Source organism: Dyadobacter sp. HNCC25DJ183, assembly GCF_056895175.1.
This window is the reverse complement of sequence record NZ_JBXHAP010000001.1, coordinates 690,781-705,296: the sequence shown is the minus strand read 5'-3', so window position 1 is coordinate 705,296 and position 14,516 is coordinate 690,781. Positions and strand designations below refer to the sequence as shown.

General features: G+C 47.4%; 10 protein-coding genes. 2 read left to right on the top strand and 8 right to left on the bottom strand.

The features are described 5' to 3' along the window. Positions 1 to 49: 49 nt before the first annotated feature. Both AC1XTG_RS02860 and AC1XTG_RS02855 read right to left on the bottom strand, forming a co-directional pair. On the bottom strand, positions 50 to 1,390 hold the full coding sequence (locus tag AC1XTG_RS02860) for a hypothetical protein (protein ID WP_484840937.1): 1,341 nt from the start codon (positions 1,388 to 1,390) through the stop codon (positions 50 to 52). 11 nt (positions 1,391 to 1,401) lie between these two features. Then, on the bottom strand, positions 1,402 to 3,864 hold the full coding sequence (locus AC1XTG_RS02855; RefSeq protein WP_484840936.1) for a TonB-dependent receptor: 2,463 nt from the start codon (positions 3,862 to 3,864) through the stop codon (positions 1,402 to 1,404). 204 nt (positions 3,865 to 4,068) lie between these two features. Here AC1XTG_RS02855 and AC1XTG_RS02850 point away from each other — a divergent pair, with 204 nt between their 5' ends. Then, positions 4,069 to 4,488, top strand: a complete 420-nt coding sequence (locus AC1XTG_RS02850) for a BLUF domain-containing protein (RefSeq protein ID WP_484840935.1) — start codon at positions 4,069 to 4,071, stop codon at positions 4,486 to 4,488. Positions 4,489 to 4,506: 18 nt separating this feature from the next. Here AC1XTG_RS02850 and AC1XTG_RS02845 read toward each other — a convergent pair whose 3' ends face one another. The 3 genes from AC1XTG_RS02845 to AC1XTG_RS02835 all read right to left on the bottom strand — a co-directional run bounded on the left by AC1XTG_RS02845 (position 4,507) and on the right by AC1XTG_RS02835 (position 11,618). Further along, positions 4,507 to 6,792: a glycoside hydrolase family 20 zincin-like fold domain-containing protein gene (locus tag AC1XTG_RS02845; protein ID WP_484840934.1), complete on the bottom strand. Its 2,286-nt coding sequence runs from the start codon at positions 6,790 to 6,792 to the stop codon at positions 4,507 to 4,509. Positions 6,793 to 6,893: 101 nt separating this feature from the next. Further along, the gene (locus tag AC1XTG_RS02840) at positions 6,894 to 8,369 is read right to left on the bottom strand and encodes a RagB/SusD family nutrient uptake outer membrane protein (RefSeq protein WP_484840933.1); all 1,476 of its coding nucleotides are present in this window, start codon (positions 8,367 to 8,369) and stop codon (positions 6,894 to 6,896) included. Between the two features lie 33 nt (positions 8,370 to 8,402). After that, on the bottom strand, positions 8,403 to 11,618 hold the full coding sequence (locus AC1XTG_RS02835) for a SusC/RagA family TonB-linked outer membrane protein (protein ID WP_484840932.1): 3,216 nt from the start codon (positions 11,616 to 11,618) through the stop codon (positions 8,403 to 8,405). 386 nt (positions 11,619 to 12,004) lie between these two features. Between AC1XTG_RS02835 and AC1XTG_RS02830 the strand changes: the two genes are divergently transcribed. Then, positions 12,005 to 12,916 (top strand): Rpn family recombination-promoting nuclease/putative transposase, encoded by a 912-nt coding sequence (locus AC1XTG_RS02830; protein ID WP_056287225.1) that lies wholly within the window; start codon positions 12,005 to 12,007, stop codon positions 12,914 to 12,916. Positions 12,917 to 12,935: 19 nt separating this feature from the next. Here the strand turns inward: AC1XTG_RS02830 and AC1XTG_RS02825 are convergent, their stop codons facing one another. Genes AC1XTG_RS02825 through AC1XTG_RS02815 form a run of 3 tightly spaced genes read right to left on the bottom strand, consistent with a single transcriptional unit; the run spans position 12,936 to position 14,503 of the window. After that, complete coding sequence (locus AC1XTG_RS02825) at positions 12,936 to 13,805, bottom strand: HEPN domain-containing protein (RefSeq protein WP_484840931.1); 870 nt, start codon at positions 13,803 to 13,805, stop codon at positions 12,936 to 12,938. Between the two features lie 30 nt (positions 13,806 to 13,835). Then, positions 13,836 to 14,159 carry a helix-turn-helix domain-containing protein gene (locus AC1XTG_RS02820; RefSeq protein ID WP_484840930.1) on the bottom strand — a complete coding sequence of 108 codons (324 nt, stop codon included), beginning with the start codon at positions 14,157 to 14,159 and terminating at the stop codon, positions 13,836 to 13,838. Further along, positions 14,156 to 14,503: a type II toxin-antitoxin system RelE/ParE family toxin gene (locus AC1XTG_RS02815; protein WP_484840929.1), complete on the bottom strand. Its 348-nt coding sequence runs from the start codon at positions 14,501 to 14,503 to the stop codon at positions 14,156 to 14,158. The genes AC1XTG_RS02820 and AC1XTG_RS02815 overlap by 4 nt, the downstream gene beginning before the upstream one ends. Positions 14,504 to 14,516: the final 13 nt, after the last annotated feature.

Below are 14,516 nucleotides of genomic sequence, written 5' to 3'. Positions count from 1 at the left end.
GTGACTCACCAGCAGGCCTTTTTTTGCTAAATGCGTGAGTCGCATTCTGTTAATATGAACCCAGGTAACTCGATCCTGACTGACCGGTCAATGTGCTTCCTTTGATCACTTCCTTCGTTTTCCAATTGATTACGTACAATTTACCTGCTGCGCCAGTCGGAGTAAGTGGTACGTAAACGTAATCTCCGCTCACAGCGAGGTTTTGATACTGACCAAAATCCAGTCCTGCTTCGTAATCATTGCTGATCTTGGTCGCGGTTTTTGCATTGAGGTCGATCAGGGCAATGTAGCCGCCTTCGCCTGCGATGTTATACAGTACCAGACCGATCCCGTCCTGAATGTACCTCCAAGCCTGAATGCGGGTATCTGTCAGGTTAAGCGCCTCATCCAGATTGAAATGGTAGCCGCTGTCGTAATCGTTTGTGCTTTTATTAATGCGTAAAATATCTTTTCCGCCCGTGGCAGTAGCCTGATAAACGTGACCATCATTCCCTACATACTGCGTCATGGTGCGGTATGAATGGTTGTTGGTTTTCGAAAGGGTGGAGTAAATCAGTTTGGGATTTTGCAAAGAAGGATAATCCACCACGAGCGTTGTAGTTCCGATTGTTCTGTTTTCGGCGTCATTCGCCCATACCGGCGCTCCGCTTGCATTGTAAGACAATTTGGTCGGGTCAATTTTGCTCACATTGCAACCAATGAAAATTTTGGACTTATCCTCATTCAAAACCGGCACATCAATGCGTCCTACCGAGTAACCCTGCGCTTCCAGTTCTGCCGGGAGCGGGAAGTCAAATTCAGTGGAGTTAGGTACCCTCGCTGTTTCCAGATCGATTACTGCGATCCTTACTTTTCCCCTCGTATATTTAAAAATATGGTTGGGAGCGGCACCCTCCGTTACCGTCGTACTCCCTGTCAAATGCACGCCGATACCAATGTTCTCAGCCGCTTTCGTCCAGCGCGGAGAAGTCCCGATGATGTCCGACAAGTCCAGTTCATTGCCTGTATCCTGGTAATCCTTGCCGCCTTTTACAAGGTATTTATTGAAAACACCGCCGTCCTCGCCGGTATACTGAATGTTGTACAGTTCGGTCCCGTTTTCGGAAGCCTGCACGCGGGCAGTACGCGCTGATCTTAACCCAAATCCGTTCTGGTAAATATTGATCGAAAAGTTGGGGTCGATTGCCTGTGCGTGGGTGATCGCATATGCCATTGTACCCCCGTTACCAGCTGTTCCGGCTTCATCCGGGATCGAGGCTGTGAGTGAAACGAATTCTCTTGCAGCCGGCGTTTCGCCGCCGCCTCCATCCGGATCTGTAACGTCCTCTTTACAGCCCGAAAGCGTCAGCGCAAACCCTAGTATCACAGCACTTAACAGATTTTTTTTCATCTTAAAAGGGATTATAAAAATTTACTGATTGTATAATTTAACTTAACTGAAATGCTTCTACCGGGCTTTTGCACTCCGAAATTGTCGTACATCTCTGCATTGAAAATGTTCTTCAGATCGAAGCTGGCCACCATCTTTCCATTCGGGAACCGGTAGCTCGCGCCTAAGTCGTGGTAGAACTGCGTGGGCGTCGTAAACCACTCAGATTCCATCCAAACGGTCCGGAATGGAGCGACAAAGCCTGTGTTATAGTAGATATTGAGGATTGATCTTTTCTGAATTTTATCGTTCAGTCGGTACTGCACACTTCCGTTCATGGTGAAGAAAGGCTCGTTGGGCAGTTGCAAATTGTAGAGGTCGTGCGGCTTGCCTTTCGGGTCGAACTTTTGCTTGAACAGCGTATTGAACTTGGAAAAGTTGAAGAGCGCATTCAGGCGATTGTCATACACATAGATGATCTCACCCTCAAATCCCCGCGACTGTGTCCTGCCCAGGTTGACGAACTTGGTCACCTGAATATCGGCATCACTTTCCCGGCCCGGCACGATCTGGTCTTCCACAGCCTGTTGGGTGATTTTGTCGAAACCGTTGCGCCAGAATGCGCTGGCGTAAAGTGTAATCTTGTGTTTGCCCAGCTGAACCGGCCCGTGCCGGAAACCCAGATTGTAGTTCACATTCTTTTCAGGTATCAGGCCGGGACTTTCAAGGATATTGTTCTCAGGATCACCGTAAAGCTGGTTTTCAGTCGCCGCCACGTAGGCGTTTTGCGTGGACCCGATGATATGCATTTTGGAAAATACATTGTAAGATACCGTCGCCCCGTAGCCTTTGTTGTGGTATACAGTCTTGTTCTGCACCCTGTTCACCACATTCACGCCGTCTTGTTCCACCAGCTCCGGCCGTGTTTGAATGGTCCTGTTGGAAGTGTATTTTCCGAGCAGGTTGGTTTTTAGTTTATCGTTAAAAAACTGGGCTTCGTAGTTCATCGCGAGGATGTTATTCATCACGCTGCTTACCGTTACCATTTCCTTCTTCTCAGGATTAAGCAGGTCATTGTCGTCCCTGTCGGTCGTTTCCAGCTTGTGGTTCAGGGAAATGCGGTGACCGGGGAAAAGCGTGTAACCCAGGTTGGTCCGCATGTTGGTGATTTGCCGGTTCACTTCCACAATGCTCTTTTCGCCCTGCTGTCCCATTCCCGGCGTAGGCGGCACCGGCACGATCTGCCCGTTTCTGATCAGCATTCTAGGGTTTCCGTCCCAGTTGTAAACCTGCCCGACCGTGTCCTGCACGTAAGTGCTCCGGTAACTTCTTACCGCATTCACATTGACTGCCAATCCCTTCACCAGGAAGTTATTTTTGTTGTAGTTCAGGCTCACGACATTGGCGCGGTACTCGCCAAACCTGCCGACATAAGGCCGCGCCATGGTAGTTCCGTGCGGTATTTCGCTGTAAGTATCTGAGACATTGTAACCTAGGAAGAACTGGTCAGCCCATTTTACATTGGTAAACCCGACTTCAAACCGCCCCCCGATGGATTTGTACTGATTGTTGAACCTCCTGGCGCGATAGTAGCGCTCCAATGTTCTGTCCGGATGTACAAACTTGGAAAACTTGCCCCAGGTAGTGTAACTATTGTCTGTATACGTATAAAATCCCGAAACCCTCGTCGAAAAGCCGGTTTGTTTATTACGGTAAATCCCTGAAATGTCAGATTGGAATGTATTGAACGAACCGTAAGCCACAGCGGCCGTAATGTTGTTCTGCGAAGCATCTTTTTTCAACACCACGTTGATCGCGCCCCCCACGTAATCGCCTGTGAGGTGGGAGGGTAGTACTCCTTTGTACACTTCAATGCGTTCGATCATCGCCGGCGGAATGTTGTTCAGATTGAAGGAAGACCCGTAAGTGGATATTTCGATCCCGTCAAGAAAAATCCCCACAGCACTGCCCGACATTCCATTCAAGTTATACTCAACCCGCGAGCCAATACCGCCATTCTGACGAACACGCACCCCTACGGCCCGGTCGAGCAGTTCGTTGGTGGTCAGGTTGCGTAGGGAGGCTTCTTTGGTTTCAATGACTGCCACGGCAAATCCCGTCGTTTCGATTTTCTTCTTTTCGGTTTTTTGAACGATCTGTACTTCATTGAGGTCCAGAGCAGTCCGCGTTACCACCGGATTAATCTCGTGCAGAGGCTTGTGAACGTGGATTTTCGTTGTTTTTGATTTGATCTCAACGGATGTGATTACAAGATCCTGATTTCCGTAAGGCACCTCTTTCAGCTGGAACGTACCATCGGTCTCAGAGAAAGTAGCAATGCTGGTACCGTCAATGCGGACCGTCACGAAGCTGATCACCGAACCTTTATCATCCTTTACTGTGCCCTTGATCGTTGCCGTTTTCGGTGCAGTCTGTGCAGCGGACGTGATATGTAGCAGGGTAAGTAATGCCGTGAAGAGTAAATTTAGTTGCACCTTATTTAGACTAATTATATTGAGTGCAAATATAGGTGCCGCCAAATAGCAAAAATGACGTTTAAGGGAATGGTAATGACGCGAGAGGGAGTAATGCAGCAATGCCCGCGCTGATGTGCATTGCGGTCAATAAAGCATTGGTACGAATGTTGCCTACAAAACTTTATCTTACCTTAGGTGACATATTATTCTACAAACTACTTCATGATTCACTCCATAGTTTATTTGAGTTCAGCGAAGACGCTCGCAGACGAGCCGGAGTTAGGTGCAATACTCGAACAAAGCCGAAAGAACAATGCTTCGCTGGATATTACGGGTGCATTGCTGTATTGTAACGGCAGTATCATTCAAGTCCTCGAAGGACCGAAGGATACTGTGACTCCGTTATTTGACAAAATAAAAAATGATGGGCGCCACACGCAGGTGATCACGCTTTTTCAGGGCGAGGTAAATGCGAGATCGTTTGAAAAATGGTCTATGGGGTACATTACAACCAATACCCGGAATATGGACGAGTTGAAGGATCAGCTTCTGTTTGTAAATAATCCGTACATCGACCAACATTCAGAAAACAAGATCCTGTCGCTGCTGCAAACCTTTTTCCGTAACAATCACCGGAATTGAAAGCTTTCCAATTCCGGCTTATCTGTACTGTTGCCATTCCAGATCCTTGTTCATCAGCGGTAACTGATGTTGCTGCGCATATTCGTTCCTTACCTTTTTTACATCGTTCCACCACTGATCGAGCGGGTAGTGTAGTTCGCGGTAAATGAGGTAGCTGAGATCGGTGGTACGCACAGGCTGGTGATCCTTGATATCGTCTACCTGGTGCAGGAATTTGCGTCCGTTGGCTTCTTCTACCAGCGGCTGCCATTCTTTAAACCACGTTTTTTCAACCAATGCAAATGTACTGTCGCGTTGCGTTTTCATTCTGCTGACCAGATTCATCGCCGCGTCCAGCTTCTGAACCGCCATTTTAGGGTTCGCTTTCGCCGCAGCGGCTTCTTTCAAAAGGTCCGTTACCTTGTTCAATGCAACCAGCATACGAAGATTCTGTCCGCAAATCGCCGCTACCGATTCCAGTACTTCCAGGTTGTAAAGCTGGTTTTTGGCAAGCGATTTATTTTTTTGAAGCAATTGACGCGCGTAAGCATTGCGCGGCAGCATTGCTTTTGCGGTTGCCAAACGTTTTGCGTTCACGGGATATGCGCTGTCTGCGATGGCCAATGTACCAGCCGCCGGAACAGGCAGCAGGGGCAGGGTTTGGTCTCTTTCATCCTGCAGGAAAAGGCTGTCCGAGTTACCCTTGATTTGTGGCCGCCATTTGGACGGGATCCAGTCCCAGCTGTTTGTATGAAACTCTGCCTGCTCGCTCAGAACGTGGTAAATGCTATCAATATCTTTTTGTTTGGGGCCGTAAAATGAAGTCATAAAACGAGCGGAAGCGTCTGCCGGCGTGAGGTTTTTATTGTTCCAACCTGCGGCTGTGGCCGTCGCGTAGCCCAGCCAGAATGTTTCGGGATGCAGCCCGGCATCTGCCCAGCCGGCAATAATTACACCCATAAATGAGGACAGGTTATCCTGGAATGCAGTTCCGATTTCCCGGAACATACCAGCAACCCGGCCCGAGGAGCGGTCGCTCCCGTCGGCCATTGTCTCTGTTTTGGTGTGCAACGGGTAATAATTTGGAAAAATAGGCTCGGCGCCTTGCGTGGCTGTGTAGACGGTTTGCCTGATGCCATGTTTTTTATAGTCAGCCGCTATCGACTTATTATAAACCCCGTTGATCAGATGCGAAGGCAGCGCAGTGATATCTTCTCTCCGCAACGGAAATTCGCCCCAGAACAAAACCTTGCGGCCCTGCTCGTGCAACCGGTCGGCCATTTTCTTGATAAACCAGGCCAGTAACCTCCCGTTTCCACCCAGGCTATCTGCCATCGCTTTTTCCGAAGGTGCTTTACCCGTATAATAAGCCTCATCATTGGAAAGCAGAATGTACTCGCTGCCCTTGCTTGCATTGATCAGCTCGCCGAACATGTTGTCGAGCAGCTTGTATGTTTCCGGATTAGTGACTGAAAACTGGTAGTTAATATCCTCGATTAATCGCAAATGTTTGTATTCCGGGTGTTTCAGAATAAACGAAACGTGCGCGGGTGCGTCGAGAAAAGGCACCAGATCAATGTAATGTGCTTTGGCAAAATCGGCCAGTTCCTGGTATTCCTGCGGGGTTAATGCATAGGGTTCTACAATTGCAGGCGCGGATTTGTATTGGAAGTGACCTTCGAGCTTAATGGAAAATGCATTGATTTTATAAGTAGAAGCTTGTTTGATAATGCGCTTTAAGGCAGGCATTTTCTCCAAATGGTGCGCGTCGTCCCAGTAAATCATGCGCAATTCCACATTCGGCCAGTCGGTGATTTCACCCTCGGGAAGCTGCTTTTCTGTTTTAAGTAATTGTAAAAAAGTTTGAACACCATAATACAAACCCTGCGGCGCATTGGCTGAAATGGTCACTGACCCGGGCTTCAAACTCAACTTATAAGCCTGCCGCGCCAGTGCCACGCTGTTCGTATCAACAGTGCTTCCGATTTCAACCGAACCTTTTTGAACAACAAGCTGGATCACAGGCGACTTGCCAGCAGCGGCTATGTTTCCGACTACATTCAATGGAAGGTTTACCTCCCTGAGTCCCTCCTGCAAGCTCAGCACAGATTGTTCTTTTACCAGTGAAGGATCTGCTACAACGGTCCAGTTTTTACCAATTACAAACCTTTTATCGCCCAGCCGCATTTGCTGCGGCAGCGGCAGTAACCCAGATCCGGGCTGCATTTTGTTGATTGGTAATTTTTTAGAAGCCGCCATTTGCGCATAGGTCGCAAACTGGATCAGAAAGCAGCATTGGATCAATAGAAAAATCTTCCGGTACATGTGAGTCGTGTTCAAAAGAAAATCTTTAATGGTTAAGTAAAAGAGTAACCAGCTCGCGCCAGCTACTCTTTTGTTCAGGATCTATAAAAATTGGATAGCTCTTAATACCCCGGATTTTGCGTGATGGCCGGACTGCTGGTCGTAACCACAAGCGTAGGGATCGGGTAGAGGAGCTGGTATTCTTTAATCGGCGTGGAGACGCCTACCGTCGGCTTGCCTGGACCGGATAGTTTTGAATTCATCACCTCCATCGCGCGACCAGTGCGCAGCAGATCAAACCAGCGGTGTCCTTCAAATGGTGATTCGAGTCTTTCCTCATTGTAAACGGCTGTCTTGAACGTTTCGTAGGTAAGCCCGCTCAGGTCCGTCAGTCCCGCCCGTTTGCGCACGAGGTTGATCGCCGCATAAGCATCTGCATTGGGTGCTTTGCCGGCTTCGTTAATCGCCTCGGCGTAATTCAGCAGCACGTCGGCATAGCGGACTACGTACCAATCCGCTCCTGAGTCACCAAACCCGCCGCCCGTTTCGCGCTCCACATAGCCGCGCACATATTTCGCTGCCACCATCGCACCATTGAGCATATAACCGTCAGCGATATTGTTCCTGCGTACATCGCCCTTGGTATAAGCCGCAGCGATATCGTCAGTAGGCTGGTTAAACCCGTAAGCTCCACCCGACGGAATGGTGATACCTTCCGAGCCGGTAGGCGCGAAGTGGTTGGGCAGGTTTGATCCAAGACCATTTGCCGCACCTTTGTACTGGATCTGCAGAATAGCTTCCGGGTTTCCCTGCTGACCGGCTTTGTACAAGTCCGCATACACAGGAAGCAGGCTGTAAGTACCAGACGTTACCACCTTTTTGAACTCTGCCGCCGCCTCGGCGTATTTTTTCTGCGTGAGGTAAACTTGTCCCAGAAGGCTTTGCGCCGCACCTTTTGTAATTCTTCCCACATTGGCATCATCGTAGGAGGCAGGTACCAGTTCCTGTGCTTTCACCAGATCCGCTTCAATCTGTGCATACACTTCCTGAACACTCGCACGGCCCACATTGTAGCTCGCATCGATATCCGTAACCGGCTCCGTTACCAGCGGCACACCGCCGAAGAAACGCACCAGGTTGAAGTACGCGAGTGCCCGCATGGCAAGTGATTCGCCGGTGTATTGCTTTTTCATGTTGTCCGCCACGGGGGAGGCATCAATGCGGACGAGGATGCTGTTTGTTCTTGCAATCAGGTTGTAGCTGTTTTGCCAGAATGCGGTAAGGTGCTCATTGTCGGTTGTTTCACGGAATTCGTCAATGTTCTTTTTTGCATCATTACCCGAGGCTCCGGCTACCAGCTCGCTGGTATTGTCGGAGCGAAGGTCTACCAGCAGGTGATAGTATCCATTGCCGGAGTACACCTGTGCCAGCGCAGAATAAGATCCCACGACGGCCTGGCCGAAGTCGGACTCAGTCTTGAAAAAGTCCGTTTCGCCGATTTGTGAGATAGGTTTTGATTCGAGAAAGTCTTCGCAGGAGGTTCCTGAAAAAGCCAGAACAACCAGAGCGACAGCTATTTTAATATTTTTTGAGATCATCATCATCAATGTTAAAGGGTGGTCCGGGTTGAATTAGAAACCAAGGTTAAGGCCAAATACAAATGCTCTTGCCACGGGGTAGGTACCATAATCCATACCCGGCGTCAGTGCAGAAGAAATCCACGGGTCGCCTTCGGTCGTATTCACCTCAGGGTTATATCCGCTGTATTTCGTGAAAGTGTACAGGTTCTGAATGTTCATATATACCCGTGCATTCTTAACCACTTTTCCACCAAATATCTTGTCGAAACGATATCCGATCGTCACGTTTCTGACGCGAAGGAAAGACGCATCTTCTACGTAGTACGATGAGATGTTGCGGTTGATCGCGTTGTTATTCGGTCCCCACGTTTTGCCATCGCCAGGCTCTTCGGGTGAGCGCCAGTAGTTGTTGGAAATCGACGCATTGTTGCGGTAAACGCTCCGCTTGGTCAGGTTAAGCACATCCACGTCCTGTACACCTTGCAGCGATACACCGAAGTCGAAACTACCGACATTCAAGGTGTTCGTAATACCGTAGGTGAACTTCGGCAGGTTGTTTCCGATGATCGTCCTGTCAAGATCGTTAATCTGCCCGTCTCCGTTCAGGTCTTTGAAACGGACATCACCCGGGAATGTGTTCGGCAAATGTGCAGAACCGTCTATTTCCGCCCGTGTGTTGTAAATGCCTTCGAAAACAAGGCCGTAGTAACTGCCCAGTGGTTTGCCGATCTGCGTAATGTGGGTCAGGGAGTTTTCCTGCGCACGGTTGGCCACGATGATCGGCGCGCCGCTTGCTCCGAGTGATTCTACGGTATTCGTGTTAAATGAAATGTTTGCGTTGGTATTCCAGGTGAAATTTTTCCGCGCAAAATTTCTTGTTTCCACGGCAAATTCAAGCCCCTTGTTACGCAGACTTCCCAGGTTACGCAATGCAGTTTCAAAACCGGTTGAAAGCGGCACGGGCACATTGAGGAGAAGGTCGGAAGTCAGCTTGTTATAGTAATCGACATTCAGGAACAGGCGGTTCTGGAATAATCCCAGATCAATTCCTAAATCAAATTCTCTGGCTTTTTCCCAACCCAAAATCGAGTTGCCCAGCGAGCCCTGCGCCAGACCATTGACGATCCCGCCGTCCCCTGATCCGAGAATGTAATTGGATCCGTAGATCAGTCCCACAGATGCGTAGTCGGGGATCTGGTTGTTACCGATCATCCCATAGCTCGCCCGGACTTTCAGCTCGCTGATGGTTGGTACATTAGCCAGGAATTTCTCCTGTCCGATCCTCCATCCGGCCGAAACAGAAGGGAAATTACCCCATTTGTTGTCAGCTCCGAAACGTGATGAACCGTCGCGGCGGAAAGTGGCTGTCAGGAAATATTTCTCGTCGTAATTGTAAGTCGCGCGGCTCAGGAAGGAGAGGAGCGTCCACTGCGAGCGGCTCGAACCTCCGCCAGTAATAATACCTGCATTCAATGTAGGCACAAGGTCGTTCGGGAATGAGTTTGCGCTGACCGAAGTAGAATTGAATGAGGATTTTTGTCCTGTCACACCCACTAAAACATTTACATGGTGTTTTTCTGCAAACGAATTGTCGTAAGTCAGCGTATTTTCATTGATCCAGCTGATGTTGGCGGATGAAAAAGATTGACCGTTAGACGGATTTACACTGATGTATGACGGAGAAAACTTGTTGTTACTGAATGTATTCACATCCGCATTGATGCTGGTTTTGAATTGCAGGTTTTTCAAGATATCAACAGTAGTAAACAAGCTTCCGACGGTGCTGAACTGGTTCATTGTATTCTGAATCCCTTCACCAAATGCGAGTGCATTGTTATAAATGATGTTCTGCGTGGTACCATCGTCGTAATGTAGTGTGAAAGATCTTGCATAAGAGCCGTCCGCATTTCTAACCGGATAAAAGCCCGGGGTCGACATCACCGTTACAGCTACCGCGCCGTAATCCTGGATACCACCCGACGTAGCAATGCGGTTGTTGGTGTAAGATGGGGCCACGCGGGCGCCAACCCTGATTTTATCCGTTACTTTTGCGTCTACATTCAAACGGAATGCATATTTTTTGAAGCCGGAATTGACAATAATCCCCTCCTGGTTCTGGTAGTTACCGGATACGTAATAACGTGCACTTTCCGTTCCGCCCGAAGCCGCGATCTGGTAATTCTGCATGGGCGCGCTGCGGTAAAGTTCATCCTGCCAGTCAGTATAAGGGTAGGCGGATGGATTTTTGAATTCTTCGGGAATTTTGAAGCCCGGCCCGCTTCGAACCGAGTTAGGGTCTGTCGCTTTTCCGCCTGCGCGTACCCAATCGTTGTTCCGGATATCGATTTGGCGGCGTGCATATTCTTCGTTAGTCATCAGGCCAACTCTCGTTGCAATCCGCTGGAAACCGTAGCTCGCATTCACGCTGATCTGCGATTTACCTGCCGCACCTTGCTTGGTAGTAATAATCACCACACCATTGGAGCCGCGCGATCCGTAAATGGAAGTCGCCGCTGCATCTTTCAAGATGTCGATAGATTGGATATCGCCCGGGTTAATGCTGGCCAGCGGGTTTACCGGAGACTGGCTCCCGATATCACCGCCCTGTGCCGCCGCATTGGTTACCGAGTTATCGAGCGGCACGCCGTCGACCACATATAAAGGTTGTATACCTGCCGTAATAGATCCTGTACCGCGGATTTTAATCGACAAACCACCGCCCGGTGCTGCCGACGTCTGCTGGATCTGCACCCCGGCCACTTGTCCGGCCAATGCCTCACCAAAAGAAACCACGGGTCTGTCCTGGATCTGCTTCGCGCCGACTGAAACGACCGAACCTGTAACCTCACGCCGGGACTGGCTTCCGTAACCAACTACGACAACTTCATTTAACGATTTGTCGCTGGATTCAAGCTGGGGTGAAATTTTGGAACGGTTTCCTACCACCTCTTCCACATCACCATAGCCTATATACGTAAACACTAAAGTGCTGTTTGCCGGCACCTGAATGCTGTACTTTCCATCCGCATCGGAAACCACCCCGTCGGTGCTATTCTTTACACGAACCGATACACCGACCAGCGGCTCGCCGGTAGATTTCTCGGTAACCTGTCCGCTTACAGCAACTTGCCCCGCCCGTCCGGCATTCTGCGCCTGTCCTGGACTGCAACATAAAAACAGAAACAACACTGCGAAAAGCATCCGCAGCGGCACTCCGCCAGTACTGCGGAAATAACTAAAACTTTCAGTAAACATTTTGTTTCCCATAAGATAGGAAGGTTAGTGGTCTAGAAATGATTGAATCGAAAGGTATCGAAACAAATATAATGTTTTTATCAAAAGTAAAATATTTTCGTAAGAAAAAAATAATATTGTCGATCCAAAAAGAAAGGTAACGGAGGTTTTTGGGAAATTTCCTGTTTGTGAAATGGTAAAATATAGAAGGTATCCGGCGGATACGTGGAAATAGAAGTCAGCCGCAGAGCGGCAGGGTGCTCCTCCGGAGCTAGGCGTGGGCTGCAAATGGTTCTTTTTAACTTGCCTGCCTTCAACCTAATTTCCTGATATAGTATATCCTGAATTTCGCAGAGCTTGCAAACACCAGAGATCACAGCCTTGGAATTAGATACGTGCCAAACTTCTATATTTGCCGCATGGACAAACACACACAAAAACACGACACCTTCCTAAGAGCCATCATGGCCAACAAGGAGATCGCCCTGGACTATTTCCGGACCTGCCTCCCGCAAAACATCCAGGATCTGCTCGATTTTTCGACTCTCGAACAACTTCCGGACACATACGTTTCTAAGGAGCTGCAAAAGTCCATTTCGGACATTGTGTACACCTGCAAGAGGGCAGGCGGGAAAGGCGAAGTAAAAATCTCACTGTTAGTGGAGCATAAGAGCTACGTCGACAAATACGTGCCGATCCAGATTGGGAGTTACATTTTCTCCGGACTTCTGAAACAAATCGGCAACAAGGAAAGCCCCTCACTGATCATCCCAATACTACTTTATCACGGCAAAGACCGCTGGGAGTACAAAACGCTGGTGGATCTCTTCGAAGATCTGGAACCAGTGTTGCAAGGATTTGTGCCTGACTATCAGTATATTTTTCACAATCTGGGCCAGATTCCAGATGAGGATATTGTAGCATTGCATAACAGATTTCTGGCTGCATCGTTTCTGGCGATGAAATACAGTGCGTTTAAAGAACATTTGAATGCACTAATTCCCACGATATTAACGCTGGGAAGCGACATGGAGAAGAACTTGCTAAACACTTTGATAGTTTATACATTAGTAGGGAATCCGCTAGGTAGGGAACAATTTTTAGAACTGATTACATCGTTACCACCATTTCCAAACAAAGAATCGATTATGGACACCTTAGAACAATTCGTAGAAAAAGGCCGGAAGGAGGGCCAGGAGGAAAAAGCCCTTGATGCTATAAAAAGAATGATCAAGCTATCATCGCTCACTGATGAGCAGATCGCTGTCTTTCTAGATGTAACTGTAAATTATGTCGCAAATGTTCGGAAAAGGGTTGCCTCTGAGCTATAAAGCTTTAAGGTTATCATTTTTATTTTTCCATAAACTCCCCAATCCGCTCCATACAAATCCGCTCTGTCAAATCCCGCAGCACTTTCACGCGCTCGGATAAATATTCCAATTCCTCTTTCTCAATCTTGTAATTCATATTATACCTAGAATCGATATACGCCTTCTGCAAAAGCTCAAATAATCGCTTTTTCACAGGAGTGTTTTTCGGGAAAACCGATTCAAAGGCGGAATTAAGTTTTTCAACTTGCTTTCCCAATTCCTCTATATCGTGAATTTTTGGTTTGTAATCTGTGAAGACCAAAAGAATGACAACGTAGAATCTCTCAGTAGCTTGATGTAGTAAAAAAGCAGCTTCTTTATAATACTCGGGATCATCTTCTCCTTTCTGAAAATACATTTCAAAGCCTTCTAAAAACCGGCTTGAAGACTTAAACCAAGGGCCAAACTGATCCAATGCTTTTCTTTGTCTTTCCTCAGGATTCATGTTCTTTGGCTCGGATAAAGTAAAATTTCCCGAATTGAAAAGCATTATCCCTTCTTTTAAAATATCGACAAAGAAATATTGATTTTGCTCAATCGCATTGTTGACAAAGCCAATACCGTGATGAATAAGGCTGATATTTGTTTGCTCACCATTGTTATTTATAACCTTTTTCAGGTTCCACCACTTTTCGTCAGCTTTTGCAGATTTCCTGTCTTTGGCGATAACTAATATATCGTAGTCGCTTACATACTGAGTATGCTCCTGAAAATCCTCCACCCAATCACCACGCGCGTGACTACCGAAAAGGATAATCATTTCGGCTGGGATTTTTTCGAGGATGATCTGGGTGATTGTTTGTAATTCTTCTTGCTTTTCTTCGGGAAGGTGGGAGAGGGAGGTTTTCATATAGTGTGGGTATCTAGTTAAATAAAATTATCAGAAAGCCAGCTTTTTATTGTTGAGTTCCACATTAAAATGAACTGTTGCTCCCAATGCGTCAAACACTTTCAAAATAGTTTCAAACCTCGCATTCTTCACGCTATTTTCGATCTTTGAAATTTGAGCCTTTTGTACACCAACAAGTTCGCCTAATTGTTCCTGAGTCAAATTGCGCTCTTGTCTTGCCTGTTTAATGGCGTGGCCTAGCAAATCATTTCTAAGCTCATTTTCAAAAGCTTCTCTTTTTTCTGTTCCCCGCTCACCAATGTGTTTATCAATCATTTGATCAAGCGAAACTGTCTTAAATTTATCCATGATCATTTCCCTTTTGCTTTGTGATTCAAATATTGCCTCCTTATTTCATCAGCTTTTTCAATGTCTTTTGCCGGCGTCTTCTGAGTCTTCTTTAAAATTCCGTGAGTTGCAACAACCATTATTTCGTCACCATCAGTTTTATCCCAAAAAGAAAAAAGCCGATAAGCTTTGCCATTATATAGCGTTCGAAATTCCCAAATAAAATCATTCAATTTCTTGAATAGCTCATTGTCATTTACAAACTGAGATTTTCTGATGTTGTAATAAATCTTGTCTCTTGTCTTTTCATCAAGATTATCTAAGAATTTGACAGCGTCTGGCAAAAATTCAATTTCAAAGTGTGCTTTCATGCAAAGATAGATC

Excerpts from the sequence above, each read along its gene's own strand:
- AC1XTG_RS02850 (WP_484840935.1), top strand. The coding sequence starts at position 4,069 with ATGATTCACTCCATAGTTTATTTGAGTTCAGCGAAGACGCTCGCAGAC.
- AC1XTG_RS02825 (WP_484840931.1), bottom strand. The coding sequence starts at position 13,805 with ATGAAAACCTCCCTCTCCCACCTTCCCGAAGAAAAGCAAGAAGAATTA.
- AC1XTG_RS02845 (WP_484840934.1), bottom strand. The coding sequence starts at position 6,792 with ATGTACCGGAAGATTTTTCTATTGATCCAATGCTGCTTTCTGATCCAG.
- AC1XTG_RS02840 (WP_484840933.1), bottom strand. The coding sequence starts at position 8,369 with ATGATCTCAAAAAATATTAAAATAGCTGTCGCTCTGGTTGTTCTGGCT.
- AC1XTG_RS02835 (WP_484840932.1), bottom strand. The coding sequence starts at position 11,618 with ATGGGAAACAAAATGTTTACTGAAAGTTTTAGTTATTTCCGCAGTACT.
- AC1XTG_RS02860 (WP_484840937.1), bottom strand. The coding sequence starts at position 1,390 with ATGAAAAAAAATCTGTTAAGTGCTGTGATACTAGGGTTTGCGCTGACG.
- AC1XTG_RS02815 (WP_484840929.1), bottom strand. The coding sequence starts at position 14,503 with ATGAAAGCACACTTTGAAATTGAATTTTTGCCAGACGCTGTCAAATTC.
- AC1XTG_RS02830 (WP_056287225.1), top strand. The coding sequence starts at position 12,005 with ATGGACAAACACACACAAAAACACGACACCTTCCTAAGAGCCATCATG.
- AC1XTG_RS02820 (WP_484840930.1), bottom strand. The coding sequence starts at position 14,159 with ATGATCATGGATAAATTTAAGACAGTTTCGCTTGATCAAATGATTGAT.